The organism is Pseudacidovorax sp. (assembly GCF_017991995.1).
In the GTDB taxonomy this organism is placed as follows: Bacteria; Pseudomonadota; Gammaproteobacteria; order Burkholderiales; family Burkholderiaceae_C; genus Xenophilus.
Genome location: NZ_JAGOPN010000014.1, coordinates 153,294 through 179,228 on the forward strand (window position 1 = coordinate 153,294; position 25,935 = coordinate 179,228).

Genomic DNA, 25,935 nt, shown 5'->3' on the forward strand with positions numbered 1-25,935 from the left:
CTTGGCCAGGCGTTGAAACGGCTTGCGGCTTCACTGCGCCCGCTGCCAGGTCTGCGTCCGCCAGAACGGCCCCAGGTAGCCACGCACTTCAAGCTTCTTGCCGCCATCGACCGGCGTGTAGCTGGCGCGGTATTCCTTGCCGTTCTCGGGATCGAGGATCTTGCCGCCTTCCCACAGGTCCTTGCCGTCGGCCTTCCTGCCGCCGCGCACGATCTCCAGGCCCACGATGGGCTGGCCCTTGCGATCGTCGGTGCACTGGTCGCAGGTGGAGGAGCCGTCTTTCTTCAGCACCTTCTCGATGCGGCCCGACAGCTGGCCGCCGCTGTCGGTGATGCGGATCTCGGCCTTGGTCTCGCCCGTCTTGTCGTCGACGTTGCGCCACAGGCCCACCGGGCTCATCTGCGCCAGCGCGGCCGACGAGGCCAGCACCAGGGACATGGCGATGGATGCACGAAGAAGCATGGAAGTCTCCGGTCGTGAAGGAAGGGAAGGCGGGCGGCGATCAGGCCAGCGCGGCGTCGGTGTCCATCAGCGCCTTGCTGCCCGAACGGGCGGTGCGCATCAGCGTCGCGGTCTCGGGGAAGAGCTTGGCGAAGTAGAAGCGCGCGGTCTGCAGCTTGGCGGTGTAGAAGGGGTCAGTGCTGCCCTCGGCGATCTTGCGCAGCGCCACCTGGGCCATGCGGGCGAACATGTAGGCAAACACCAGGTGGCCGGCCACACGCAGGTAATCGACCGCGGCGGCGCCGACCTCGTCGGGGTTCTGGAAGCCCTTGAAGCCGATCTCGGTGGTGAACTTGGTCATCTGGTCGCCCAGGTAGGCCAGCGGGTTGATGAACTCGGCCATCTTTTCGTTGACGCCCTCCTCTTCCACCAGCTGGCCGATCAGCTTGCCGAACTTCTTGAGCGTGGCGCCGTTGTTGCCCAGCACCTTGCGGCCCAGCAGGTCCAGCGACTGCACGGTGTTCGTGCCTTCGTAGATCATGTTGATGCGGTTGTCCCGCACGAACTGCTCCATGCCCCATTCCTTGATGAAGCCATGGCCGCCGAAGACCTGCATGCAGGCGTTGGTGCTGATGTGGCCGTTGTCGGTGATGAAGGCCTTGACGATGGGCGTGAGCAGCGCGACCAGCTCGTCGCTGTTCTTGCGCACCTTCTCGTCGGGATGGTGGTGGGCCTTGTCCAGCAGCAGCGTGCAGAAGATCTGCAGCGCACGGCCGCCTTCGGCATAGGCCTTGGCGGTGAGCAGCATCTTGCGCACGTCGGGGTGCACGATGATCGGGTCGGCGTCCTTGTCCTTGGCCTTCACGCCCGACAGCGAGCGCATCTGGATGCGGTCCTTGGCATAGGCCAGCGCATTCTGGAAGGCGACTTCGGTCAGGCCCAGCGACTGGTTGCCCACGCCCAGCCGGGCGGCGTTCATCATCACGAACATGGCGGCCAGGCCCTTGTTGGGTTCGCCGACCAGGCTGCCCACCGCACCGTCCAGCGCGATCTGCGCGGTGGCGTTGCCGTGGATGCCCATCTTGTGCTCGAGGCCCGTGCAGAAGATGGGGTTGCGCTCGCCCAGGCTGCCGTCGGCATTGACCTTGAACTTGGGCACCACGAACAGGCTGATGCCCTTGCTGCCCTTGGGCGCGTCCGGCAGGCGGGCCAGCACAAGGTGGACGATGTTCTCGGCCATGTCGTGCTCGCCGGCGGAGATGAAGATCTTGTTGCCGGTCAGCCGGTAGCTGCCGTCGGCCTGCGGTTCGGCCTTGGTGCGCAGCAGGCCCAGGTCGGTGCCGCAGTGCGGCTCGGTCAGGCACATGGTGCCGGTCCACTCGCCGCTCACCAGCTTGGGCAGATAGGTCTTCTTCTGCTCTTCGGTGCCGTGGGCCACCAGCGCCTCGTAGGCACCATGCGACAGGCCGGGATACATGGTCCAGGCCTGGTTGGCGCTGTTGAGCATCTCGTACACGCACTGGTTGACCGTGTGCGGCAGGCCCTGGCCGCCGAACTGCGGGTCGCACGACAGCGCCGGCCAGCCGCCCTCGACGTACTGCGCATAGGCCTCCTTGAAGCCCTTGGGCGTGGTCACCGCATGGGTCTTCACGTCCAGCATGCAGCCCTCGGTGTCGCCGCCGATGTTCAGCGGAAAGGCCACCTCGGCCGCGAACTTGCCCGCTTCTTCCAGCACGGCATTGATGGTGTCCGCGTCGGTCTCGACATGGGCCGGCATGGCCTTGAATTCGTCGGCGACATTGAACACTTCATGCAGCACGAATTGCATGTCGCGCAGCGGAGGGGTGTAGGTGGGCATGCGGGCGTCTCCTGCTCGGGAAGAAGGTTGAAGAGGAAGGAAGAAAGAGAAGAAAAAGGGTGCCGGTCAGCGCACGGTGCGCAGCTTGCGCGTCGGTGCGGGTGGCGCGGCCGGCGGCGCATCGGGCGTGGCGCTGCGCGCGAGGATGTTGTCGAAGCCGGTGTTGGCCCGGTCCACCGAACCGTCGACGCGCAGGAAGCGCGCCTCGTAGTGCAGTGCCAGGATCAGGCCGTGGATCTCGAAGGCGATCTGCCGGGCGTCTGCCTCGGTCTGCAGATGGCCCTCTTCCTGCGACTGGCGCACGGCGCGCAGCACGGCGGCCTGCCAGATGCTGACCGACTCGACCAGCGCATCACGCACCGGGCCCGGGCGGTCGTCGAATTCGGAAGCGCCGCTGATGTAGATGCAGCCCGAGTCGATCTCGGTCGTGGTGCGCTTCATCCAGTTGGCGAACATGGCCCGCAGCCGCGGCAGGCCGCGTGGCTGGGTGAGCGCCGGATAGAACACTTCCTGCTCGAAGCGGTGGTGGTATTCGCGGACCACCGAGATCTGCAGTTCCTCGCGCGAGCCGAAATGGGCGAACACGCCCGACTTGCTCATCTGGGTGAGCTCGGCCACCGCGCCGATCGACAGGCCCTCCAGCCCCACCTGGGCGGCCAGGTTCAGGGCGGCATCGACGATGGCGGCCTTGGTCTGCTGGCCTTTGGCGGCCTGGCGGGCAGGCTTGACGGCGCTGGAAGTGCTCATGGCTCGGGATGGACAGAATAAAACGAACGGTCGTTCATTTTTATTCTGTCGCCCGATGGCGTCAAGCCTGTGAAATTCCCGGCACCGCCGGGGGTCTTGCGGCGCCCCGTGGGCGGGTGCGCCGCATGCTTCAGCGCCTGAACGCGACGACCGGCTGCATCTGCTCGCCCAGGCCCTCGATGCCCAGCGTCATGGTGTCGCCGGCCCGCAGGAAGCGCGGCGGCTTCATGCCCATGCCGACGCCGGGCGGCGTGCCGGTGGCGATCACGTCGCCGGGCATCAGCGTCGTGAACTGGCTGACGTAGCTGATGATCTTGGCCACGCCGAAGACCATGGTGCGGGTGCTGCCGGTCTGCATGCGCTCGCCGTTCACGTCCAGCCACAGCGACAGGCGCTGCGGGTTGGGCACCTCGTCGCGCGTGACCAGCCAGGGACCGATGGGGCCGAAGGTGTCGCAGCCCTTGCCCTTGTCCCAGGTGCCGCCGCGCTCGGTCTGGTACTCGCGTTCGCTGACGTCATTGACCACGCAGTAGCCGGCCACATGGTCCAGCGCCTCCTTCTGCGAGACGTAGCGGGCCTGGCGGCCGATGACCACGCCCAGTTCCACCTCCCAGTCGGTCTTGACCGAGCCCTTGGGCAGCATCACCGGATCGTTGGGGCCCTGGATGCAGGTGGTGGCCTTGAGGAAGATGATCGGTTCCTTGGGCACCGGCATGCCGGCCTCGGCTGCATGGTCGGCATAGTTCAGGCCGATGGCGACCAGCTTGCCCACCTGGGCCACGGGGCAACCCAGACGCGGCTTGCCGCGCACCAGCGGCAGGGTGTCGGGCTTGAGGCGGCGCAGCTTGGCCAGGACCTTGTCATCGAGCTGGGCCGCTCCGAGGTCGGGAACGACGGCGCTCAGGTCGCGCAGACGGCCTTCCGCATCGATGAGTCCGGGCTTTTCCTTGCCGGGGTTGCCGTAGCGGACGAGCTTCATGGAGGATCCTTTTTCTGTGACGTGAACGAAAGCGCCCGCCCGGCCGTAGGGACGGCGGCGGGCGGGCGCATTCTTCCACGCCCTCCCCGGCGATGCCGGCGGGCGCAAGGGCGCAGACGCTCAGGCCACGAGGTCGAAGCGGTCCAGGTTCATCACCTTGGTCCAGGCCGCCACGAAGTCACGCACGAACTTCTGCTGGCCGTCGGCGCTGCCGTACACCTCGGCGATGGCACGCAGCTGGGCATGCGAGCCAAACACCAGGTCGGCGCGGGTGCCCGTCCAGCGCACGGCACCGGTCTTGCGGTCGCGGCCTTCGTACAGGTCCTTGGCGGGCGACGTGGCCTTCCATTCGGTGGCCATGTCCAGCAGGTTGACGAAGAAGTCGTTGCTGAGCGTGCCCACGCGGTCGGTGAAGACGCCGTGTTGGCTCCCACCAGTGTTGGCCCCCAGCATGCGCAGACCGCCCACCAGCGCCGTCATCTCGGGCGCGGTCAGCGTCAGCAGTTGGGCCTTGTCGACCAGCAGCGCTTCGGCCGGCACGGCCGAGGCCGTCTTGACGTAGTTGCGGAAGCCATCCGCGAAGGGCTCCATCACGGCGAAGCCTTCGACGTCGGTCTGTTCCTGGCTGGCATCGGTGCGGCCCGGGGTGAAGGGCACGGTCACGCCCTGGCCCGCCGCCTTCTCGATGGCCGCACCGCCGGCCAGCACGATCAGGTCGGCCAGCGAGACCTTCTTGCCGTCCTTCTGCGCGCCGTTGAACTCGGCCTGGATGCTTTCCAGCGTCTTGAGCACCTGGGCCAGTTGCTCGGGCTGGTTGACGGCCCAGTCCTTCTGCGGCGCGAGGCGGATACGCGCGCCGTTGGCACCGCCGCGCTTGTCGCCGCCGCGGAAGGTGGAGGCCGAGGCCCAGGCCGTGGCCACCAGCTGCGGCACCGTCAGGCCCGAAGCCAGCACCTTGGCCTTGAGCGCGTCGACGTCCTGCTCGCCGATGACCGGGTGGTCCGCGACGGGCAGCGGGTCCTGCCAGACGAATTCCTCGGCCGGCACGTCCTTGCCCAGGTAGCGTGCACGCGGGCCCATGTCGCGGTGGGTCAGCTTGAACCAGGCGCGGGCGAAGGCGTCGGCGAACTGGTCGGGGTTGGCCAGGAAGCGGCGCGAGATCGCCTCGTAGGCCGGATCGAAGCGCAGCGCCAGGTCGGACGTGAGCATCGTCGGCAGCAGTTTCTTGCTGGCGTCGAAGGCATGCGGAATGCTCGGCTCGGCGTTCTTGGCGACCCACTGGTGCGCGCCGGCCGGGCTCTTGGTCAGCTCCCACTCGTGGCCGAACAGGAACTCGAAGTAGTCGTTGCTCCACTGGGTGGGCGTGCGCGTCCAGGTGACTTCGAGTCCACTGGTGATGGCGTCGGCACCCTTGCCGGAGCCGTGCTTGTTGTGCCAGCCGAAGCCTTGCGATGCCAGGTCTTCCGCCTCGGGCTCGGCGCCCACGTTGTCGGCCGGGGCTGCGCCGTGGGTCTTGCCGAAGGTGTGGCCGCCAGCGATCAGGGCCACGGTCTCTTCGTCGTCCATGCCCATGCGGCCGAAGGTGTCGCGGATATCGCGGGCCGAGGCCACGGGGTCGGGCTTGCCGTCCGGCCCTTCGGGGTTCACGTAGATCAGGCCCATCTGCACGGCAGCGAGCGGGTTCTCCAGGTCGCGGCTCTCGGGCGCCTTGCTGTCGTCGTCCTTAACGAGCACGCCGCGGCCTTCGACGCCCGGCGAGCCCTGCGAATAGCGGACGTCGCCGCCCAGCCACTTGGTTTCGCGGCCCCAGTACACGTCCTGGTCGGGCTCCCAGGTGTCGGCCCGGCCGCCGCCGAAGCCCAGGGTCTTGAAGCCCATGGATTCGAGCGCGACGTTGCCCGTGAGGATCATCAGGTCGGCCCAGGAGATCTTGTTGCCGTACTTCTGCTTGATGGGCCACAGCAGGCGGCGGGCCTTGTCGAGGCTGACGTTGTCGGGCCAGCTGTTGAGCGGCGCGAAGCGCTGCTGCCCGCGGCCGCCGCCCCCACGGCCATCGGCGGTGCGGTAGGTGCCGGCGCTGTGCCAGGCCATGCGCACGAACAGGCCGCCGTAGTGGCCGAAGTCGGCCGGCCACCAGTCCTGCGAATCGGTCATGAGCGCGGTGAGGTCGCGCTTGACCGCATCGAGGTCCAGGCTCTTGAAGGCCTGGGCGTAATCGAAGTCCTCGCCCATCGGGTTCGACTTGGCCGAATGCTGGTGCAGCATGTCCAGCCGCAGCTGCTGGGGCCACCAGTCACGGTTGGTGGTGCCGCTGCTGGCGGCCTGGTGGAAGGGGCATTTGCTCTGCGAGCTCTCGTTGGCCATGGGCGCTCCTTGTGCGTTGTGGGGACTTGGGGTGGGGGAAACGGTGCCGTGGATTCTCTGCAGAAGGCCCACGCGGAGCGAGCCAACAACGCCTATCCCGGCCATAGGCGACGGAAGTCAAGCGGCGGTCATGAGCCCACTACGGACAGCGCTCGCGACCGGATTAGCCCCCAGGCACAGCGGGGGCTTGCGCAGCGCGGGACGCTGCCGACTCAGTGGCCGATGGAAGCCGGCAGTCCCGACAGCAGCAGCGCGATGCAACCGTCGAGCTGCTCCGACGGCGGGCGCCGGAAGCCCGAGCGGCTGTAGCGCTGAAGCCGGCCCATCGCGAAGGCCGCCAGGGCGGCGGCGCGCACCTGGGCATCGACAGTGGGCGTGGCCGAGCCGCCGGCCAGGGCATCCTCGCGCAGCAGTTGCCGCCACTGCGCTTCGAGCTTGTCGAAGAAGAGGTTCATGCGCTGCTGCAGCCGCTCGTGTTCGAAGACGAGGGCATCGCCCGTCATCACCCGCGCCATGCCCGGGTTCTTCTCGGCGAATTGCACCAGCATGTGCATGAGCTGCGCGGCCTGCTCGGCCGGCGGGCGATCGCGCTCGGCGATCTGCTGCACGAGGGAGAAGACGCTCTGCTCGATGAAGTCGATCAGCCCCTCGAACATCTGCGCCTTGCTGGCGAAGTGCCGGTACAGGGCCGCCTCGCTCACCGACAGCCGTGCGGCCAGCGCCGCCGTGGTGATGCGCTCGGCCCCGGGCTGCTCCAGCATGGCCGCCAGCGCCTGCAGGATCTGCACGCGGCGCTCGCCCGGCCGCGGCCGCTTGCGCGCCGGTGGGGCGGCCGGGCTGGCGGCCGGCTCCGACATGGTTTCCGAACCCAGCGGCTCCTCGTTCTCCATCGCTGCGCTGCCCCAGTTCTTGTAAAGCGCCGACTCTGCCGTCGGCGGTATGGGCCCGGCGCCAGGCCGGCCCCGGTGCCTCAGCGGGCGCGGATCATCGTGCCGAAGGCCTGCTCGGTCAGGATCTCCAGCAGCATGGCGTGCGGCACGCGTCCATCGATGATGTGCACCGCGTTGACGCCGCTCTTGGCGGCATCGAGCGCACCCTCGATCTTGGGCAGCATGCCGCCCGAGATGGTGCCGTCGGCAAAGAGATCGTCGATCTCGCGGGCGCTCAGGTCGGTGAGCAGCTTGCCGGTCTTGTCGAGCACGCCGGGCGTGTTGGTCAGCAGCACGAGCTTCTCGGCCTTGAGCACCGTGGCCAGCTTGCCGGCCACCACGTCGGCGTTGATGTTGTAGCTTTCGTTGTCCTCGCCGAAGCCGATGGGGCTGATGACGGGGATGAAGGCGTCGTCCTGAAGCGCCTGCACGACGCCCGGATCGATGGAGACGATGTCGCCCACCTGGCCCACGTCGTGGAAGAGGCTGGGGTCGTGGCGGTCGGCCATCTTGAGCTTCTGCGCGCGGATGAGCCCGCCATCGCGGCCCGTCAGGCCCACGGCCTTGCCGCCGGCCTGGTTGATCAGGCCCACGATGTCCTGCTGCACCTCGCCGGCCAGCACCCATTCGACGACTTCCATGGTCTCGGCGTCGGTCACGCGCATGCCCTGGATGAACTGGCCCGTCTTGCCCAGTCGCTTGAGGGCGGCCTCGATCTGCGGACCACCGCCGTGCACCACCACCGGGTTGATGCCCACCAGCTTGAGCAGCACCACGTCCTCGGCGAAGTCGGCCTGCAGGGCCGGATCGGTCATGGCATTGCCGCCGTACTTGATGACCATGGTCTTGCCATGGAACTTGCGGATGTAGGGCAGCGCCTGGGCCAGGATCTCGGCCTTGTCGCGCGGAGGGATGTTCAGGACGGGGTCGGTCATGGCTGGCCTCGTGACATGAAGAGGAAAAGGGAAATGGCGGGGGTGCTGACTACGGCCGTAGCCAGCGCGGCACCTTGAAGCGCACGATCATCAGGTAGGCCGCCACGTAGGTGACGGCGAACAGCAGGCAGAAGAAGGCCAGCATCAGCGTGTTGTTCCAGAACAGCACGGCCGGCACCACCGACATGGCGGCGAACATCCACAGATAAGGCGAGGTGCGGTTGTTGCGGGCGAGCAGCTGGCGGGCCTCGTTGTCCTCGAAGGCCACACGTACGATGCGGCGGAAGATGAGCTGGTGGAAATGCAGCGCGTCCGCCGTGCCCGGCGACTGGCCGCGGGCGGCCTTGCGGTAGATGGAGAACAGCGTCTCCCACACCGGGTAGATCAGCAGCAGCACCGGGAACCAGGGCGAGACCGCCGAGTGGCGCTGCACCAGCAGCACGCATGACAGCCCCAGCACCATGCCCCAGACATAGGCCCCGCCGTCGCCGGCGAAGATCTTGCCGCGCGGGTAGTTCCACAGCAGGAAGCCCATGGTCGCGCCCACCAGGCAGACCACCATGCCGGCCAGTTGCCGATCGCCCAGCTGCAGCGCCACGTGGGTGATGGCCAGGCCGACCAGCACCGCCACCGTGCCCGCCAGGCCGTTGTAGCCGTCGATGATGTTGAAGGCATGCGGCAGGCCGGCCAGGCCCAGCACGGCGATGAGCGCCCCCACCCATGGCGTGGCCTGCAGCCAGCCATCGAGGCCGGGAATGCCCAGCCGGTGCACGCCGATGCCCAGCAGCCCGCACAGCAGCACGCCCGACACCGTCGTCAGCGCCAGCCGGATGCGCACCGGCACGCGCTGGGTCACGTCCTCGGTGATGCCGCCCAGCACCGCCGGCAGGATGCAGGCGAAGGTGAGCAGCGCCGTTCCAAAGGGCCAGTTGAGATTGAACGGGTCGTTGCCCGTGATGCCCGAGGCGACCCAGGCCACGCCGGTGCCCACCAGGATGCCGGCGCCCCCCAGGCGCGGAATGTGGCCCTTGTGGAAGCGTTGCGGCATGTCGGCGGCATAGCGCCGCGCATGGCGCCGCGCCCGGCGCATGAGCACGAGCACGGTGAAGGCGGAAACAAGGAAGCTGATGACGATCAGGGCAATCATGGCGGGGGAGCGGGACGCGCCAGGCGCGAGGCCACGGGGCAGCCTCCTAGAATCCCGTGCGAAATTAGACCATGCCTGAGCTGACAGACCGCCCGCCGCTGACCATCTCCATCGTGAGCCACGGACAGCAGGCGCTGATCCTGCCGCTGCTGCATCAGCTCGCCCGCTTCTGCGGCCCGCTGATCGATCGCGTGGTGCTCACGGTCAACATTCCCGAGCCCGATCTCCTGGGCGACGCGCCGCCCGGCCTGCCGCTACTGCGGCTGGACAACCCGGCCCCGATGGGCTTCGGCGCCAACAACAACCAGGCATTCGGGCACTGCCAGACCCCGTGGTTCCTGGTGCTGAACCCGGACATCCGGCTGGACCATGACGTGCTCTCGCCGCTGCTGGCCCAGGCCGCGGCCGGCGCCGGCCTGCTGGCACCGCGCATCCTGGAGCCTGGCAAGGCGGCGCCGGAGCAGCACCGCGCGCTGCTCACGCCGACCGAGATCCTCCAGCGCCGCAAGCCCGGCTACGGCATCCCGGCCGTGCCCGACTGGATCCCGGGCCTGTTCATGCTCTTTCGCAGCGAGGCTTACCGCCGGATCGGCGGCTTCGACGAGCGCTTCTTCATGTACGGCGAGGACTTCGACATCTGTGCGCGCCTGCGCCTGGCCGGCTGGCGCATCCAGATCGCCGAGGACCAGCGGGCGCGGCACGAGGCCCAGCGTGCCAGCCGCACGCGCCTGCGGCACCTGTGGTGGCACGTGAGCAGCCTGCTGAAGGTGTGGGGCTCGGCCGCCTTCTGGCGCTACCGGGGGCTGCTGGCCCGCGAAGCTGCGCAGGCTTCGCCGCCCGGGTGATGGGGCGGCGCGCCGGCGCGGATCGCGCGGCGCAGGCCCTGTCGCGAGACGAGCGGAATCAGCCGCGCTCCAACAGATCCTGGAGGATGGCCGGCAGGCCGCGGTCGAAGCGGGCGTAACGGCCTCGTGCCGCCTGCAGGCCCACGGGCAGCACACGGGCGGGACGCCAGCGCGGCAGTCCCGCCCGAAAGCGGAAATGGTCCAGCTTGCCCTGTGCCAGCGCCAGCGTCTCTCCGGCCACCCGCGGGCCGAGCCCCTGCAGGAAGGCCAGCAAGGCCTCGGACCGCCGCACGCGATGGACGTACTTGTCGCCCCGCTCGCCGAGCGCCTTGTCGATCTTCTGCCGCAGCGTCATGCGCTGGGCGCCGATCTGGTTGTTGCCGTGCTGGCGATAGTCCATCAACGGTTCGGCCAGCAGGTCGATGCGGCCGATGGCGGCGCCCACGGTGGCCAGCCATTCGTCGTGCACCCACAGCGGCGAGATGGGCAAGGCGGTGTCGAGCAAGGTCCGGCGCAGCATGGTGGTGGCGCCGGTCACCAGGTTGCGGTGCATCAGGGCCGCGAAGGCCCGGCCGGCCGCGATGTCGGCCAGTTCGCCCGGGCGGGTCTCCAGCGCCTGCAGCAGGGTCTGGCCCAGGGGCTTGAGCTCGCCATCCACCAGCCGCGCGTCGGAATGCAGCAGCAGCAGCTCGGGCCGGCGCTCGAACTCGGCCACCATGCGTCGCAGCCGCCCTGCGTGCCACACGTCGTCCTGGTCGCACAGGGCGATCAGCTCGCCGCGGCATGCCCGGATGGCCTGCTCGAAATTGCGGGTGACGCCCAGCGGCGGGCGGTTGCGCATGACGGTGAGCGGGATGCGCGTGGCAAGTCCATGTTCGGCCAAGGTGCGCTCGACCACGGCGACGCTGTCGTCGGACGAGTCGTCGTCGGAGAGCACGATCTCGCGCGGCAGCAGGTCCTGCGTGCAGATGCTGGCCACCTGCGCGGGCAGGTAGCGCGCGCCATTGCGGGTGCACAGGGCCACGGAGACATCGGCCTGCGCGACAGATGCCGCGGGCCACGCCGGAGCGGCGGTTGACGGAATCGGCACGGCCTCGGTCATGCGTCCGTGCGGCGCGGCGGCCACGCGAGGCTGAAGTCCTCGAGCAGCAGCGTGAGGTTCGGGCTGTAGGCCGGGTCATGGTCGATCAGCGCACCCCAGCGCTGCTGCATGAAGGCCAACTCGCGCTCGAAGCGCTCGCGCTTCTCCGGCGCCACGTCTTCGCCCCGGGTGGCCGATTCGTGGTGCAGCAGCTCGGCATAGGGCGTCCACACATTGCGGTAGCCCGCCTCGCGCAGCCGCAGGCAGAAGTCCACGTCGTTGAAGGCCACGGTGAGGTTCACCTCGTCCAGCCCCCCCACCTGCTCGTACAGCGACTTGCGCACCACCAGGCAGGCCGCCGTCACGGCGCTGAAGGACTGGATCAGCGCGGCCCGCCCCGCATAGCCGTTCAGGCCGCGCGGCAGGGCCTTGTGCGCATGCACGGCGCAGCCCCCCGGCCCCAGGATCACGCCGCCATGCTGCAGCGTCATGTCGGGGTACCACAGCCGCGCGCCCACGGCGCCAACGTCCGGCTGCACGGCCAGGCCCACCATCTCCGACAGCCAGTCGGGCGACATCACCTCGATGTCGTTGTTGACCAGCGCCACCAGCTCGCCGCGCGCCAGCGCCACCGCCTGGTTGTTCAGCGCCGAGTAGTTGAAGGGCCGGTCGTCGCGCAGCACGCGGAGGTGGGGCTGCTGCGCCAGCCGCTCGAAGTACGCCAGCGCGGCCGGATCGTCCGAGCCGTTGTCCACCAGGATGATTTCCCAGTTCGGGTAGTCGGTGCGCTTCTGGATCGACTCGATGCACTGGCGCACCAGCGCGAGCGCATTGCGCGTCGGGATGATCAGCGACACCAGCGGCGGCGGGCTGGGCAGCGCATAGCGCACGCGGTAGCCATAGCCGAGGTACTCGGCCTTGGCCTGGATGCCCAGGCGCGCAAAGTGCTCGTCCAGCGCCCGCTCGCCGGCCACGGCCGCATAGGGCTTGGCGTCCATGGACTTGGCCGTGCTCTGCACATGGATGCGCCAGTGGTAGAGCACCCGCGGGATGTGCACGATCTGCGAGGGCGCGATGCGCTCGACGCAGCGCAGCACCAGGTCCCAGTCCTGCGAGCCTTCCAGGCCCTGGCGGAAGCCGCCGACCTCGCGCACCAGTGCCGTGCGCAGCACGCCCAGGTGGCTGAACATGTTGTGCGAGCGGAAGAGATCCAGGTTCCAGTCGGGCTTGAAGTACGGGTCCGAGCGCTGGCCCGCATCGTCGACCTTGTCCTCGTCGGAGTAGACGAGCTGCGCATCGGGATGGTCGCGCACGCATTCGGCCACGCGCAGCAGGGCGTCCTCGGGCAGCAGGTCGTCGTGGTCCATCAGGGCGATCCACTCGCCCTGCACCAGTTCCAGCGCGCTGTTGGAGGCGGCGGAGATGTGGCCGTTCTTCGGGCGGAAGACGACCTGGATGCGTGGGTCGCTGGCCTGGCAGGCTTCGAGCACCTGCCGCACCTCGGGCGCGGGCGAGGCATCGTCGGCGATGCACAGCTGCCAGCGGCCGTAGAGCTGGGCCTGCACCGAGGCGATAGCTGCGCGCAGGAACTGCGGGTCGGGGTTGTAGCAGGGCATCAACACCGAGATCAGCGGGCCGTCGATCAGCGCGGCCGCGCGTGCGCGCAGGGCCTCGCGTTGCTCGGGCGTGATCGTGTCGTGCTCGCGCACCCAGCGGCCATAATCGTTGCCGGGCCGCAGCTTGCGGCGGAACTCCCAGTCCACCCCCCGCCAGCCGGCCTTGCGCCAGACACGCCAGGCCTGCGGCAGCCGGGTGGCGAGCCGGGGCCCCTGCGTCACGGCCATGCGGGCGAGCCGCCACCATCGATTCGTCAATTCAGGCTCCTGAAGGCGTCATGCCAGGGGTTCACCGGCTGGCCGGCGCCAGCAGCGCCGTGTCGAGGAAGGTCGCCGCTTCGCGCACATAGGCGGCGCGCAGGTGCGTCGCGTCCTTGTAGACCGGATCGCCCTGCCCGTCCGCGCGCACGCATTGGCCGTCCGGACGGCACAGGCCGGCCATCGGATCCAGCGGGATCGCGCCGTTGGCCAGTGCCAGCTGCCGCAGCCGCTCGTGCAGCGCGGCCTGCGAGGGCGGCAAGGGCGCCATCGGCGTGACGGGCGCGGCGGTCATCCGCTCCAGGCGGTTGCCGGTGAGGCGGCTGCGCGGCTCGAAGTCGGCGCCCACGGGGATGTTGAGCAGCAGGTAGGGCGTCTTGCCCATCGCCCGGATCTCGGCCAGCAGGCGGCCGAGCGCGGCGATGGACTGGTCCACGCCATCGCCGCCTCGCAGCAGGTGGCGATGGCCCTGGGCGTCGCGGTAGTAGTAATGGTCGGGCGGCGGCGGGGCGCTGGCGGTCGGCGGGGCCTGGTCCACGTCGAAATAGCAGCCCCAGCAGCCGCCGATTACCACGGCCTTGACGGCGGGCGTGCGGGCCAGGTCGAGCGCGGCGGACAGCCGCTCCCCGCAGATCGGGTCGCGGTCCTCGATGAGGTTGGGAATCGGCGGGCAGGCGCCGCGCGTCGCGAAGAGCAGGGTCGACACCTCGTCGGGCTTGCGCTCGGCCAGCGCCAGGGCACGGGCACGGTACTGCTCCACGTGGCTGTCGCCGATCAGCAGCACCTCGCGCGGGCCGCCGTCGATGCGCTCGAAGCCCTGGCCCTCGAAGGTGAAGGGCTTGAGCGCCTCCGGGTACACCCAGTCGGCCCCGGCATTCATGATGGCCTGGATGCTCGGATCGTCGTTGCGCGGCAGCAGCCAGCGCAGTTGCGCCGCCGCGCCCACCAGCGCGAGCACCACCATGGCTCCGGCCAGGCCCGCGACCACGCCGCGGCCACCCCGCCGCAGCGGACGCTCCACGAAGCGGAAGGTCAGCCAGGCCAGCAGCACCGACACGCCCAGGGCACCGAAGCGCAGCACCCGCGGCGGATCGAGGAAGCCTTCCTGCAGCACGCGCGCATAGGCCAGCAGCGGCCAGTGCCACAGGTACAGCGGATAGCTGATCAGGCCGAACCAGACGAAGAGCCGCGCACCAAGCAGCCGACGGTTGAACCAGGCCTGCGGCCCCGCCGCGATGCACAGGCAGGCGCCCAGCACCGGCAGCACGGCCCAGAAGCCCGGGAAGGCCTTGTACCGGTCGAGCAGGCCCAGGGCGGCCACGATACAGGCGAGCCCGGCCGCCCCCATGAACTGGTGCCCGGGCAGCGGCGCGGCGCCGGGGCCCCGGCGCCAGGCGACCCAGGCCAGCATCGCCCCCGCGCCCAGCTCCCACACGCGCGTGAACGGCATGTAGAAGGCGGCATCCGGATGGCGCACCACCAGCCCGACGTTGAGCAGGAAGGACAGCCCCACCGCCACGCCCATCCACCGCAACAGGTGCTGGCGCTTCCAGGCCAGCGTCAGCAGCAGCGGCCAGAAGATGTAGAACTGCTCCTCCACCGCCAGCGACCACAGATGCAGCAGCGGCTTGGTCTCGACCACGGTGTCGAAGTAGCCGGCCTCGCCCCACAGAACCAGGTTGGCCACGAAGCCCGCGCTGGCCAGCACGTGCTTGCCCAGTTGTCGGAACTCGTCCGCCAGCAGCACCCACCAGCCAAAGGCCAGCGTGGCGATCAGCATCAGAACCAGGCCCGGGAAGATGCGGCGGATGCGCCGGGCATAGAACTCGGCATAGCTGAACCCGCCGCCGGCCAGGCTGCCGAACATGATGGTGGAGATCAGGAAGCCCGAGATGACGAAGAAGATGTCCACGCCCACGAAGCCGCCGGGCAGCCAGCGCGGCGAGGCATGGAAGATGATGACCGACAGCACCGCGATCGCGCGCAGTCCGTCGATGTCGGGGCGGTAGGCCGGGTGGGAGAGTGAAGGCGCGGTGGCGGGGCTGGGCGGCATGCGGTGCGGCCGGGTGGCGCAGGGCCACACTGTGCTGAACAGGACCGCGGATTATCCATACCCGTCCGACGCCCCTGCGGCGCGGACTGCCCGGAAAACCCACCGGGAAAAGCCCCCGGATAGAATCCCGCGCTTCCCTTCAGCCCCCGACCGCATGACAACCACCGTCCACTCCAACCTGCACAGAAGCGCGTGGAAGGACTGGTGGGAAGGCACCCGCCGCATCGACATCTGGTGGACCCTGGCCTGGTTCGACATCGTGCTGCGCTACCGCCGCTCGACGCTCGGGCCGCTGTGGCTGACCCTGAGCATGGGCGCCATGATCGGCGGCATGGGGCCGCTGTATGCCTCGCTCTTCGGCACCGAGCTGTCGAAGTTCTTCCCGCACCTGGCGCTGGGCATCATCTTCTGGACCTTCTTCTCGGTGACGGTGATCGACTCGGGCGATGCCTTCATCAATGCGCAGAACTACCTCAAGCAGGGTTACTTCCCGGTGAGCATGTTCGTCTGGCGCACCCAGGCGCGCAGCGTCATCCAGTTTGCCCACCACATCATCCTGTTCGTGCCGGTGGCCCTGTGGACGGGCATCTCGCTGTCATGGCCGGCGCTGATGGTCATTCCGGCCTTCGCCCTGCTCATCGTCAATGCCCACTGCATCGGCATCGGCCTGGGCATCCTGTGCACGCGCTTCCGGGACGTGGCCCAGATCATTGCCAGCGTCATGCAGATGCTGATGTTCCTCACGCCCGTGTTCTGGCTGCCCGAGAACCTCCCCGACCGGGCCAAGTACATGCTGTGGAACCCCCTGGCGCAGATGCTGGATCTGCTGCGCACGCCGCTGATGGGCGGCGTCGCGCACTGGCACAACTGGGCGGGCATGGCCATCTGGACGGTGATCAACATCACCGTGGCCTGCATCCTCTTCGCGCGCTATCGCCGCCGCATCGTCTTCTGGCTCTGAGTCGCCCATGACCTCCCTCTCGCTCAAGAACGTCAGCCTGGGCTTTCCGATCTACGGCGCCAGCGCCACCTCGTTCAAGAAGACGCTGGCCGCCTCGGTCACCGGTGGCCGCGTGGGCAAGGAAACCGGCGTGACGGTGGTGCAGGCGCTGTCGGACATCGACCTCGAACTCAAGGCCGGCGACCGCCTGGGCATCCTGGGCCACAACGGCGCCGGCAAGTCCACCCTGCTGCGCCTGCTGGCCGGCGTCTACGAGCCCACCTCGGGCGAGTTCGCCCGCATCGGCAGCGTGGCCAGCCTGATCGACCCGTCGATGGGCATCGAGCGCGACGCGAGCGGCGTCGAGAACATCATGCTGCGCGGCCTGTCGATGGGCCTCAAGCGCCGCCAGATCGAGGCCATGACGCCCGAGATCTGCGAGTTCAGCGGCCTGGGCGAGTACGTGAACATGCCCGTGCGCACCTATTCGACCGGCATGGTGATGCGCCTGGCCTTCGCCATCTGCACCAGCATGACGGCGGACATCCTGCTGATGGACGAATGGCTCTCGGTCGGCGACGCCGACTTCCAGGCCAAGGCCGAGCAGCGCATGACCGAGATGGTGGCCAAGTCGGGCATCCTGGTGCTGGCCTCGCATTCGCCGAAGTTGCTGTTGAAGGAATGCAACCGGTTCATCCGGCTGGAGCACGGGCGGGTGGTGAGCACCGAGCCGCCCGAGCTGCTCGACTGAGAGCGACCCGCCCCCGCCCCGGACAGCGGCCCCGGGCGGGCCCCCCCGTTCAGGCGGGCGATTCGAATGCGATGCGGCGCACGCTCATGCCCAGTGCGCGCTGGTCCGGCCCCAGGCCGGCCGCCGCCGGGACCACCTCCCGGGAGACGCGCACCTGTACGCCCACAGACGGAAAGCCTTCTGCCGCGCTCCGGACCACGGACGCCGGTATGCGCATCGACACCCCGTGCCCGGCGCGCAGCGGCTCCACCTTCACCACGACGCCATTGATCCACACCGTGGCAACCCCGAGCGGGGCGCGAGGATCGGCGAGGACCAGCAGGCCCTCCGGGATGCCGGCCTCGATGACGAGGTCCATGCCTTTGTCCACCACCGCCCGCGACGCCACGACGCGCGCGAAGGCACCCGTCCACACACCGCCATCGGGCGCGTCAGCCGGGAAATAGCCACCGATGAGCGTCGGCGCCGGCGTCTGGCGGGCGACATCGAAACCGAGGGCGTTGTCCACCGTGCGCGGCTGCAGCCGGCAGACCCGGAAGATGCTGCCTTCCGCCCCCCTGGCTGGCATGCAGCTGGCCATGTCCGGGGACAGCGCGTAATTCAGCAAGAGATAACGCGCGGGGGCGCTGAGTTCGCCTTGTCCATCCAGCATCACATAGTGCGGCCCTGGGTGGTCGAGCACGCGTCGGGCGATCATTCGCTGCAGGCCGTCGTTGTGCCCGGGTGAGGACAGATTGGACATGGGGACCACGAAAGCCGGGCGACCAGGCCAGAGCGCCGCCATGTAACCGACGGGCGAGTCGGACATCGACAGCAGCATCGCGCCCTTGGGCAGGGGCGGCAGGGCCGCGCCCGAGAAGTACCGTTTGCCCGTGACATCCACATGCCCCAAGTTCGGCGCCACCGTGAGCAAGGCCGCGGAGCCCAGGCTCAGAAGAGCTGCCGCGGCCGCGCGCTCGGCAGCCCCGCGCCGCAGCAGATCGATCAGCACTGCATGCAGCAGGAGCAGGGCAAGGATCTCGAGCAGGATGGCATAGCGGTAGATGCCGAAGAGCCGGATCCAGACGAAATAGATGACCAGGAAGACGACCGCGAGGAAGACACGGCGGGGCGCCACCGCGGCGCGCCACCGGGGCCGCAGCATCGCCAGCAGGGTCGGGACGGCCACGACGCACCCGATCAGGAGGCGCGGGTCGCGGATCGGAAATTCCGAGTGCAGGGTGTTCTTCACCAGCAGGGCATAGAACGGCAGCTTGAGGACATCCGCCCATTCCTGCGGCAGGAAGCGCCGGTCCAGCATGCTGCCGTCTTCGAGCCAGGGCGAGCGGAACACCCCGTTGAAGAAGGGGAAAAGCGGGCTCTGGTAGTCCCGCTGGAGCAGCCACATCCATGGGCCCGCCAAGATGAGGAAACCCAGGATGCCGGCCAGGGCGAAGCCGACGGCGCCCCGCAGGCGCAGCCTCAGCCCGTCAGGGCGACGCAGCAGCGGCAAGGCCACAGTGAAGCCGACCACGGGCACTGCGGCGTTCAGTTTCAATCCGACCGCCATGCCCAGCAGCAGTCCACCCAGCGCCAAACGGCGATCCCATGCGCGCGCATCGGCAACGCCCGCCGAGACGATGCCCCAGACGCCTGCAAGGATGAGCGCGGCGACCACCCATTCGCCAGTGGTCGAATTGGCCTGGGCGAGGCCCGCCGCGCCCGAGACGGCCAGGCCGGTGATGGCGACGCGCAGGGCCAGCAATTGCCAGCGGGCCGCACGTCCAGCGGCCGGCGCTTCCTGCGCGGCGGTCAGCTTCCACACTAGGTACGTGGCCGCGCCGAAGGGCGCACCCATCAGGAAGACGACCACATGATCCGGCCAATGCCTGGCCGCCACGTAGAAGGGCAGGTCGATCAGCGGATTGAAGAGGGTCTGCGACTGCGCCGGGAACAGGTCGATCGTCCGCCGGCCGTGCAGGAGGGCCCAGGGGTTGTAATAGTGGTAGTTCAGCAGGTCCCAGTTGAGGTCCTTGCCGAGGTAGACCGAAAAAAGACATCCTGCAAGGACGAACAGACCAAAGCGCCGCGTTTCGCTCATCGGCAACACTCCCATTCTTTTTGAATCCCACGAGGGTGCACAAGACGCGGTCCGGCACCCAACCCGTCCGCCCCCGTGGAGCGGCGGCGCGTCACTCGGCGCCGGACGACGGCCAGAGGTCCTGGGCGACGTCTTCCAGAACGGCCACGCGCCGGGCCTGGGGAATCTCCGCGTCGGCGGGCCCGCCGAGCCAGTACATGCGCCCTACCCCGGCGCGCAGGCCGGCCTCCATGTCCGTGCGCGTGTCACCCACCATGACGGAGGCCGCGAGGTCGATGGCGTGCTCGGCCATGGCCTTCAACAGCATGCCGGGCGCAGGCTTTCGGCAATCGCACTCGGCCAGGTAGCGGCCTTGGCCGTGCTGTGGATGATGAGGGCAGAAATAGATGGCATCGAGGCGGGCGCCCTGCCTTTGGAATTGCGCGCGCACCCAGTCCATGTAGTCATGGAACTGGCGCTCGTCGTAGTAGCCCCGTGCGATGCCGGCCTGGTTCGTCACCACCACCACGAGCCAGCCCCGGCGATTGGCCTGCGCGACGAGTTCGAAGATGCCCGGGACGAAATCGGTCTTGTCCGGCCTGTGCACATAGCCGTGGTCGACGTTGATGACGCCGTCACGGTCGAGGAAAAGCGTGGGTCGTCCCATGGCGCGGCGCTCAGGTGGTGGCACGCAGCACGCGCTGGATGCCACCCAGGGGCTCGCACGGTGCCGAGGCAGGGCCCGCGACGTGGGCGCGCGCAAAACCGGCCTGGCGCGGTTCGCCCCAGCCGAAATCGATGCAGGCCGCGCGATGGCCCGGCACATGGAACGACGGCTCGCCCCGGTGTTCCCGCAACGGCCGCTCCCCGAACGCGGCCGCGTCGACAGCACGCCGGCTGCGGCCAAGCCGTCGTCCGGCCTTCATGTCGGCGGCCGTGCCGACGGCCCGCAGATGGGTCGCTGCCGGCAGGAGTCCGCTGCACCAGCGGCTCCACGGCTCACGCATGCCCGCCCTTGGGCGATGACCCGACGAGCCTGGGAACCTTCGTCTGCGCCAGGGCGTAGTCCTCGGGAACGCCGATGTCGATGAAGTCCTGGACGCCGGGCCATGCGCGCATGTCCAGCTGGGCCAGCCGATCGGCCATCAGATCGCGCTCGAACGAAAACCGGGTCGGCAGGTCCAGCCGCTGCAGGGCGGCCTTGTCGACCATGTAGACGCCGGCATTGATCCAGCCCGCACCGCTGCCACCCTTCTCCGCGAAGCCGGTCACCTTGCGCGTGTCCGGCTCGTACAGGACGGCGCCATAGCGGCCGACATCGGACGTCTGCGCCAGCGCGATGCTCAGGTCGGCGGCGTCGGCGCGGGCCTGGGCCGCGAAGGCCTGGAGGTCCATCGCCGCCAGAGTGTCCCCATTGAGGACCAGGAAGCGGGGCGCCGCAATGCGGCTGGCGGCCAGGGCGACGGCACCACCTGTGCCCAGTGGCTCCGGCTCGACGACGTAATGCAGGTCCAGTCCTTCGAAACGGTCCCCCAGCGCACCGCTGATGGCGTCGTGAAGGAAGCCGACGGACAGGTACACCGCCGGCACCCCCTGGCGCGCCAGCATGCGCAGCAACCAATGCAGGAAGGGCTCGCCGCCCACCATGGCCATGGGCTTGGGCGTCGACATGCCCACCACCGCGCGCAGGCGGGTGCCGAGCCCGCCCGCGAGAACCAGGGCCGGCTCCATCATGGTCGGGGAAAGATCCGGGCCTCCACCAGCCCGCAGATGATGTGGCCCAGCATGGCATGGCCTTCCTGGATGCGCGGCGTCTCGGGCGACGGCACGGCGATCTCGATGTCGCACAGGTCCGGCTCCGCCCAGCCGCGCTCGCCCGTGAAGCCGATCACCGTCAGGCCACCCTGCCGGGCCTGGCGCATGGCGCGCAGGATGTTGGACGACTTGCCCGAAGTCGAATAGACCCAGAGCACGTCGCCGCGCACGCCCACCGCCTGCACCTGGCGCTCGAACACCCTCTCGAAGCCGTAGTCGTTGCCCACCGAGGTCAGGATCGACGTGTCCGTCGTGAGCGCGAAGGCCGGCAGGCCGGGCCGGTCGTACATGAATCGGCTGACGAACTCGCCGGCGATGTGCTGGGCGTCGGCCGCACTGCCGCCATTGCCCGCGAGCAGCAGCTTGTTGCCGCGCTGCAAGGCCTGCACGATGACCTCGACGACCTCCTCGACCCGGCCCAGCAGGGCCGTGTCTTCGCGCACGGCCCGCAGGCAGGCCAGGGTGGCGTCGATCTGCTGTTCGATGATGGATTTCAATTCTTTCTCCAGGAATGAGCGCCACGCTCGGTGAAATTGCAGGTGAAGACCTGGCCATTGAAGCGCTGCAGGCAGCGCATGACTTCAGGACGCCGCGACAGCTCTGCCACGAACATCATGAAGCCGCCGCCTCCGGCGCCGGAGACCTTGCCGGCAAGCGCCCCGGCCGCCATGGCCGCGTCATAGACCTCGTCGATGGCCGCATTGCTGATGCTGCGGGCCAGCTTCTTCTTTTCTTCCCAGCCGGTCCGCATCGACTGGGCGAAGGCCTCGAGGTTGCCGGTGAGCACGGCCTCCTTCATGGCACGGGCCTCGGCCTTGACGCGATGCATCGCCTCCAGCGGCGCGCTGTCGCGGCGGCGGATGTGGTCCGTCTGCTCCGCGATGATCGCGGCGGATTCGCGCGAGACGCCCGTGTAGAAGAGCACCACCGAGGACTCCAGCTCCGCCTTGAGTTCGGCCTTCATGCGCAGCGGATTGACGATGACGCGGTCGGCGTAGAACTCCATGAAGTTCATGCCGCCGAAGGTGGCCGCGTACTGGTCCTGCTTGCCGCCGGCCATGCCCAGGTCCACGCGCTCGATGTCGTGGGCCAGGCTGGCGATGTCGTATTCGCCCAGGGGCAGGGACAGGTACTCGCAGAAGGCCTGGAGCAGCGCCACCACCATGGTGGACGAAGAGCCCAGCCCCGAGCCGGGGGGCGCTTCCGAATGGGTGATGACGTCCACGGCGAGCGGCTGGCCGCCCATGAAGTCGCGCACGACCCGGTTGTAGACGCCAACGTGCAGGTCCAGGCCCTGCTGTCGCTGGAGCACGGGCTCGGCCACACCCTGCCACACACGTCCGCTGTCGGCCGCCGTCAGGCGGACCGTGCCGTGCTCGGCCGCGCACACCGTGGCATAGGCGTACTTGTCGATGGTGACATTGAGCACCTCGCCGCCGTATTGGTCGCAGTAGGGGGAGACATCGGTGCCCCCGCCGCCCAGGCCGAGCCGCAGCGGCGCCCTGGCGCGGGCCACGACCGTGGAAGAAGGAATGATTGCCTTCATGCAAACGTCTCCTTGATCGCAGAGCGCGTGTAGTCGGTGTAGGGCCGGGCATCGATGTCCTGCACCAGGACAGCTTCCATCGCCGCGGCCGAGAAATGCGCGGCCACGTAGGCCGGGCCCGCTGCGGCGGACTGCCGCCAGGCGGCGTCGTCCCGCAGCAGGCGCAGGATCTCGTGCGCCATCTGCTGCGGCTCGTCCGCCACGCTGGCGGCATCGCCGGTGCTGCTCAGGCCCTGCACGCCGACCGAGGTGGTCACCAGGGGCACGCCGTGGTGCATGGCCTCCACGACCTTGCCCTTGATGCCGGCGCCGAAGCGCAACGGCACCACAGCCAGGCCGACGCGCGCATAGATCGCCTCGAGCTCAGCGTCGGTGACATAGCCCGTGACTTCGACACGTTCGCTCGCCAGCGCCTTCACCTCGGGGGAGGGATTGGAGCCGACCAGCATCAGCTGCACGTCCGGCTCGGCGGCCAGCACCAGCGGAAAAACCTGCGCCATGAACCAGACGGCAGCGTCCACGTTGGGACGGTGCGCAAAGCCGGCCACGAAGAGCAGCCGCCGCCGCTCGCGCCCTTCCAGGGGCGCCGTCGGGCGGGGCTCGAAACAGTACGGCGGCAGGGTGCGGGCCATGCCCACGCCCGGATGGGACTGGACCGCCGCCGTCTCGGTGGGCGAGGGATAGTAGATCGTGCTCACCTGCAGCCAGATGCTCAGCTCCAGCTGCCGCATGCGCTCGGCCGCCTCGGCGGCCGTGGCATCCCCGCTCAGCCGCGCGCTCGCGAGCTCACGCTCGTAGTGCAGGTCGTGGCCGTAGTAGAGCCGCTTCGCCGGGCTGTATGCACACAGCGCCGGCAGGAAGGCCGCGGCGACATCCGGCCGGCTGATCAGGACATAGTCCAGGTCCCGGCCCATCTCGCGGATCCAGGCCTCGAAACCCTGGTGATAGCGCGCGCCGTAGATGACCTCCACGCCCCGTTGCTGCAACTGGGGCCCGTACACCGGATCGGGCTGCAGGTTGTGGGGCCAGAACTTCACGCGCAGCCCCATGGACAACAGGACGTCGATGAAGGCGTTCATCGAGCGCGACCCCGCATCCCGGTCCGGCTGCGGGATGTAGTGGTCGATGATGAGGATCGTCTTGCACAGATTGGCGCGGTCCTGCGCCAGCAGGGCATGCTCGCCGTTGGCGAAATGCTCGCGCTCCAGCACCTGGGCCCATCGCTGGAGGAACTTGCGCTGATTGGCCACCTGGTAGGCCTTGACCCCCGAGCCGGTGTCGGTGCCGTGGGACAGCCCCTCGTGATGGATGACGCGCGACGCGGGTTGGTAGAGGACCTTCAGGCCCCGGGCCCGAATGCGGAAGGCCAGGTCGGAATCCTCACAGTAGGCCGGCAGGTAGTACTCGTCGAAGCCGCCCAGCTCGTCGAAGAGGGTACGCTCCAGCAGGATGGAGGCGCCCGAGCAGTAGTCGACCTCCTTGACGTAGTTGTAGCGGCTGTGATCCGGGTCGTCCAGCCGGCCGAGGTTCCAGGCGCTGCCGTCGCGCCAGAGGATGCCGCCCGCCTCCTGCAGGCGGCCGTCTGGATAGAGCAGCTTGGAGCCCACCATGCCGCACTTCGGGTCGCGCTCGAAGAGTTCGAGCATGGTGTCGATCCAGCCCGCCTCGACCTCGGTGTCGTTGTTGAGGAAGCAGATGTACCGGCCCCGGGCCATCTTCGCCGCCGCGTTGCAGGAGCGCAGGAAGCCGAGGTTCTGCGGATGGACGTGGAACCTCAGGCCCGGCACCTGCGCGAGCTTCAGGATGTCCTGATCGCCGGAAGCGTCCTCGACCACGAGGACCTCGATGGGCGCCTTGGGCAGGTGCTTCGCGATGGAGGCCACGCAGGCCAGCGTCATCTCGAGGTTGCCGTAGGCCGGGATGACGACCGAGACCTGTGGCTCGGACGGCGGATCAAAGCGCAATGTCGCCAACAACTCTGGCATGCGTCTTTTGCGTTGCCATGCTTGATACCGCGGGGCACCGGCAAACAGTGGCCCCCCGATGCGAAAGGCGGCGGAAACCAAGATGCTTTTGACTGACTCGGGCAGCGGCATCGCCTCGTGTGCACGATACGCAACATGCCGCAAGCGCTGCTTGATCACATGGCGGTCTGCTATGCCTCGCCCGCGAATGACATCAATGATCAGGCGCAAAGGGGCCGTCAAGCGCCAAGATGAAGAGGTGCGAAGCGCCTGAACCTCCGCTGCGAGTACGTCCGCGCGACCATCCGCGTGACGAACCCGCTGCTCCCAAATCAAGCGCTGCGTCCGCAATTCCAACTCGACCTTGGACAGCTCAGCACGAACCTGTCGTGTTCGCTCGTCGGCCTCGGCCGCGTGCTTGGCGTGCGCTGCCCTTTCGTCATCCACCCCCGACGCCCACTGCAGGACGGCTTGCTGTCGCTGATATATGTCGAACGACGGCTCGAAAAAGGCTGACGCTTCAGGACGCGGCACCTGACTGGAGCCGGACTGCGCGCAAATCGCCACGAAATACAGGGGCTCGATCCCGGAGGCCGTGCGATCCAACGCATCGCTGCCGCTCAGCGACAAGGCCTTGTAAACCGCGCCGGCCTCAGATGCGTCCTGCGGGAGCAATGCCGACAAGGTCAGAAAGCGCTGGCCCATGTAGGAGACGCTGGAGAACTGCGTCCTCAGCAGCGCATCGAACTCGTCGAAGTACAGTTCCTTGACGTGATATTCGTTGACGTAGTTGCGGTCATCCGAGTAGGTCTTCTTGTTTGGGGACGAAATGATGAGCACGCCGTCCGGCTTCAGGACACGCCGAATCTCCGCGATCATTTCCCTCTGCGTCGAAAGATGCTCGATGGTCTCGAACGAGACGACCATGTCGAAGTGGCTGCTCTCGAACGGAATGGCGTCGGCACTGCCTTGCCGGAATTTCAGGTTCGGGATATCCGCGTACGCCACATGCGCGTGCGCCACGGCATCCTCCGAAACATCGACCCCCGTGACGGAACGCGCGTGCGCGGCGAGCAGTGCCGATCCGTACCCCTCGCCGCATGCGATATCCAATACTGCCCTGCCTGCGGCGTATTGCGCTGCCCATGCGTAGCGATGCATGTGCTCGTACCGCAATTCGCCCCCTTCGGTGGGCATGTACCGCTCCCCTGTGAATTCCATCATCGCGCTCTTCTGCTTGGTCTGATTTGACTGCACCGCTTCGACGCGCAGCAGGCGTCGGGCCGCGCTTCGGCTCTGGCAAAAAGGCTGGAGTCGTCAGCCAAAGACATCCGCCTGAGCCAAGTGCAAAGCTGCCGCATCCTTGGCAGACACCTTCGGCTCGCCCCCGAAGTCGGGCCATTCGATCCCGATGTCCGGATCGCTCCACAGGATGCTGCGCTCATGCGCCGGCGCGTAGTAGTCGCTGGCCTTGTACAGAAAGTCCGCGCTGTCGCTGGTCACCACGAAGCCGTGCGCAAAGCCGGCCGGAATCCACAGCTGCCGGTGGTTGCTCTCGCTCAGCTCCACGCCCACCCACTGCCCGAAGGTCGGCGAGCTCTTGCGGA

The 25,935-nt window shown here is 68.4% G+C and carries 22 protein-coding genes; 3 read left to right on the forward strand and 19 right to left on the reverse strand.

Annotated features, from left to right (window positions below; genetic code table 11):
• Positions 1–30: 30 nt before the first annotated feature.
• From KBC94_RS19220 to KBC94_RS19255, 8 genes are all read right to left on the reverse strand, one after another.
• A complete protein-coding gene (locus tag KBC94_RS19220) occupies positions 31–462 on the reverse strand; it encodes a DUF2147 domain-containing protein (RefSeq protein ID WP_294373628.1) in 432 nt (143 codons plus the stop codon).
• Between the two features lie 40 nt (positions 463–502).
• Complete coding sequence (locus KBC94_RS19225; RefSeq protein WP_294373633.1) at positions 503–2,299, reverse strand: acyl-CoA dehydrogenase C-terminal domain-containing protein; 1,797 nt, start codon at positions 2,297–2,299, stop codon at positions 503–505.
• Positions 2,300–2,365: 66 nt separating this feature from the next.
• Positions 2,366–3,046, reverse strand: a complete 681-nt coding sequence (locus KBC94_RS19230; RefSeq protein WP_294373636.1) for a TetR/AcrR family transcriptional regulator — start codon at positions 3,044–3,046, stop codon at positions 2,366–2,368.
• Positions 3,047–3,176: 130 nt separating this feature from the next.
• A complete protein-coding gene (locus KBC94_RS19235; protein ID WP_294373639.1) occupies positions 3,177–4,025 on the reverse strand; it encodes a fumarylacetoacetate hydrolase family protein in 849 nt (282 codons plus the stop codon).
• A 120-nt stretch (positions 4,026–4,145) separates the two neighbouring features.
• The gene (gene katG, locus KBC94_RS19240; protein WP_294373642.1) at positions 4,146–6,389 is read right to left on the reverse strand and encodes a catalase/peroxidase HPI; all 2,244 of its coding nucleotides are present in this window, start codon (positions 6,387–6,389) and stop codon (positions 4,146–4,148) included.
• A gap of 212 nt (positions 6,390–6,601) precedes the next feature.
• Positions 6,602–7,279, reverse strand: a complete 678-nt coding sequence (gene slmA / locus KBC94_RS19245; RefSeq protein WP_294373645.1) for a nucleoid occlusion factor SlmA — start codon at positions 7,277–7,279, stop codon at positions 6,602–6,604.
• Between the two features lie 80 nt (positions 7,280–7,359).
• Entirely contained in the window at positions 7,360–8,253 is an 894-nt protein-coding gene (argB, locus tag KBC94_RS19250; protein ID WP_234193059.1) for an acetylglutamate kinase, read from the reverse strand.
• 49 nt (positions 8,254–8,302) lie between these two features.
• Positions 8,303–9,400, reverse strand: a complete 1,098-nt coding sequence (locus KBC94_RS19255; protein ID WP_294373650.1) for a glycosyltransferase family 4 protein — start codon at positions 9,398–9,400, stop codon at positions 8,303–8,305.
• Positions 9,401–9,471: 71 nt separating this feature from the next.
• Between KBC94_RS19255 and KBC94_RS19260 the strand changes: the two genes are divergently transcribed.
• Positions 9,472–10,245: a glycosyltransferase gene (locus KBC94_RS19260; RefSeq protein WP_294373652.1), complete on the forward strand. Its 774-nt coding sequence runs from the start codon at positions 9,472–9,474 to the stop codon at positions 10,243–10,245.
• Between the two features lie 58 nt (positions 10,246–10,303).
• Here KBC94_RS19260 and KBC94_RS19265 read toward each other — a convergent pair whose 3' ends face one another.
• The 3 genes from KBC94_RS19265 to KBC94_RS19275 all read right to left on the reverse strand — a co-directional run bounded on the left by KBC94_RS19265 (position 10,304) and on the right by KBC94_RS19275 (position 15,253).
• Entirely contained in the window at positions 10,304–11,269 is a 966-nt protein-coding gene (locus KBC94_RS19265) for a glycosyltransferase (protein ID WP_294373655.1), read from the reverse strand.
• A gap of 74 nt (positions 11,270–11,343) precedes the next feature.
• Positions 11,344–13,170, reverse strand: coding sequence for a glycosyltransferase family 2 protein (locus tag KBC94_RS19270; protein WP_294373725.1), 1,827 nt, complete (start codon positions 13,168–13,170; stop codon positions 11,344–11,346).
• 61 nt (positions 13,171–13,231) lie between these two features.
• Positions 13,232–15,253, reverse strand: a complete 2,022-nt coding sequence (locus KBC94_RS19275) for an acyltransferase family protein (protein ID WP_294373658.1) — start codon at positions 15,251–15,253, stop codon at positions 13,232–13,234.
• A 154-nt stretch (positions 15,254–15,407) separates the two neighbouring features.
• On the opposite strand from KBC94_RS19275, the gene KBC94_RS19280 reads away from it, so the two are divergent.
• Positions 15,408–16,214, forward strand: coding sequence for an ABC transporter permease (locus tag KBC94_RS19280; RefSeq protein ID WP_017757218.1), 807 nt, complete (start codon positions 15,408–15,410; stop codon positions 16,212–16,214).
• A gap of 7 nt (positions 16,215–16,221) precedes the next feature.
• Positions 16,222–16,944, forward strand: coding sequence for an ABC transporter ATP-binding protein (locus KBC94_RS19285; RefSeq protein ID WP_017757217.1), 723 nt, complete (start codon positions 16,222–16,224; stop codon positions 16,942–16,944).
• Positions 16,945–16,993: 49 nt separating this feature from the next.
• Here the strand turns inward: KBC94_RS19285 and KBC94_RS19290 are convergent, their stop codons facing one another.
• The 8 genes from KBC94_RS19290 to rfbC all read right to left on the reverse strand — a co-directional run.
• Positions 16,994–19,030 carry a hypothetical protein gene (locus KBC94_RS19290; RefSeq protein WP_294373663.1) on the reverse strand — a complete coding sequence of 679 codons (2,037 nt, stop codon included), beginning with the start codon at positions 19,028–19,030 and terminating at the stop codon, positions 16,994–16,996.
• Positions 19,031–19,115: 85 nt separating this feature from the next.
• Positions 19,116–19,670 (reverse strand): D-glycero-beta-D-manno-heptose 1,7-bisphosphate 7-phosphatase, encoded by a 555-nt coding sequence (gene gmhB / locus KBC94_RS19295; protein WP_294373667.1) that lies wholly within the window; start codon positions 19,668–19,670, stop codon positions 19,116–19,118.
• Between the two features lie 10 nt (positions 19,671–19,680).
• On the reverse strand, positions 19,681–20,010 hold the full coding sequence (locus KBC94_RS19300; RefSeq protein WP_155947077.1) for a hypothetical protein: 330 nt from the start codon (positions 20,008–20,010) through the stop codon (positions 19,681–19,683).
• A complete protein-coding gene (locus KBC94_RS19305) occupies positions 20,003–20,737 on the reverse strand; it encodes a sugar phosphate nucleotidyltransferase (RefSeq protein ID WP_294373679.1) in 735 nt (244 codons plus the stop codon). The genes KBC94_RS19300 and KBC94_RS19305 overlap by 8 nt, the downstream gene beginning before the upstream one ends.
• Positions 20,734–21,303 carry a D-sedoheptulose 7-phosphate isomerase gene (locus KBC94_RS19310; RefSeq protein ID WP_043114649.1) on the reverse strand — a complete coding sequence of 190 codons (570 nt, stop codon included), beginning with the start codon at positions 21,301–21,303 and terminating at the stop codon, positions 20,734–20,736. Before KBC94_RS19310 ends, KBC94_RS19305 begins: the two co-directional genes overlap by 4 nt.
• A gap of 8 nt (positions 21,304–21,311) precedes the next feature.
• Positions 21,312–22,364 (reverse strand): dehydrogenase, encoded by a 1,053-nt coding sequence (locus tag KBC94_RS19315; RefSeq protein WP_114801385.1) that lies wholly within the window; start codon positions 22,362–22,364, stop codon positions 21,312–21,314.
• Complete coding sequence (locus KBC94_RS19320) at positions 22,361–25,585, reverse strand: glycosyltransferase (RefSeq protein ID WP_294373684.1); 3,225 nt, start codon at positions 25,583–25,585, stop codon at positions 22,361–22,363. The genes KBC94_RS19315 and KBC94_RS19320 overlap by 4 nt, the downstream gene beginning before the upstream one ends.
• 60 nt (positions 25,586–25,645) lie before the next feature.
• Positions 25,646–25,935, reverse strand: a 290-nt coding sequence (gene rfbC / locus KBC94_RS19325) for a dTDP-4-dehydrorhamnose 3,5-epimerase (RefSeq protein WP_294373687.1), incomplete at its 5' end; no start/stop codon positions are given.

Coding starts and splice junctions, on each gene's coding strand:
- KBC94_RS19255 (WP_294373650.1), bottom strand. CDS start 9,400: ATGATTGCCCTGATCGTCATCAGCTTCCTTGTTTCCGCCTTCACCGTG.
- KBC94_RS19230 (WP_294373636.1), bottom strand. CDS start 3,046: ATGAGCACTTCCAGCGCCGTCAAGCCTGCCCGCCAGGCCGCCAAAGGC.
- gmhB (WP_294373667.1), bottom strand. CDS start 19,670: ATGGGACGACCCACGCTTTTCCTCGACCGTGACGGCGTCATCAACGTC.
- KBC94_RS19220 (WP_294373628.1), bottom strand. CDS start 462: ATGCTTCTTCGTGCATCCATCGCCATGTCCCTGGTGCTGGCCTCGTCG.
- KBC94_RS19300 (WP_155947077.1), bottom strand. CDS start 20,010: ATGCGTGAGCCGTGGAGCCGCTGGTGCAGCGGACTCCTGCCGGCAGCG.
- KBC94_RS19260 (WP_294373652.1), top strand. CDS start 9,472: ATGCCTGAGCTGACAGACCGCCCGCCGCTGACCATCTCCATCGTGAGC.
- KBC94_RS19285 (WP_017757217.1), top strand. CDS start 16,222: ATGACCTCCCTCTCGCTCAAGAACGTCAGCCTGGGCTTTCCGATCTAC.
- KBC94_RS19235 (WP_294373639.1), bottom strand. CDS start 4,025: ATGAAGCTCGTCCGCTACGGCAACCCCGGCAAGGAAAAGCCCGGACTC.
- KBC94_RS19305 (WP_294373679.1), bottom strand. CDS start 20,737: ATGATGGAGCCGGCCCTGGTTCTCGCGGGCGGGCTCGGCACCCGCCTG.
- KBC94_RS19275 (WP_294373658.1), bottom strand. CDS start 15,253: ATGCCGCCCAGCCCCGCCACCGCGCCTTCACTCTCCCACCCGGCCTAC.
- KBC94_RS19280 (WP_017757218.1), top strand. CDS start 15,408: ATGACAACCACCGTCCACTCCAACCTGCACAGAAGCGCGTGGAAGGAC.
- katG (WP_294373642.1), bottom strand. CDS start 6,389: ATGGCCAACGAGAGCTCGCAGAGCAAATGCCCCTTCCACCAGGCCGCC.
- argB (WP_234193059.1), bottom strand. CDS start 8,253: ATGACCGACCCCGTCCTGAACATCCCTCCGCGCGACAAGGCCGAGATC.
- KBC94_RS19270 (WP_294373725.1), bottom strand. CDS start 13,170: ATGGCCGTGACGCAGGGGCCCCGGCTCGCCACCCGGCTGCCGCAGGCC.
- slmA (WP_294373645.1), bottom strand. CDS start 7,279: ATGGAGAACGAGGAGCCGCTGGGTTCGGAAACCATGTCGGAGCCGGCC.
- KBC94_RS19225 (WP_294373633.1), bottom strand. CDS start 2,299: ATGCCCACCTACACCCCTCCGCTGCGCGACATGCAATTCGTGCTGCAT.
- KBC94_RS19315 (WP_114801385.1), bottom strand. CDS start 22,364: ATGAAGGCAATCATTCCTTCTTCCACGGTCGTGGCCCGCGCCAGGGCG.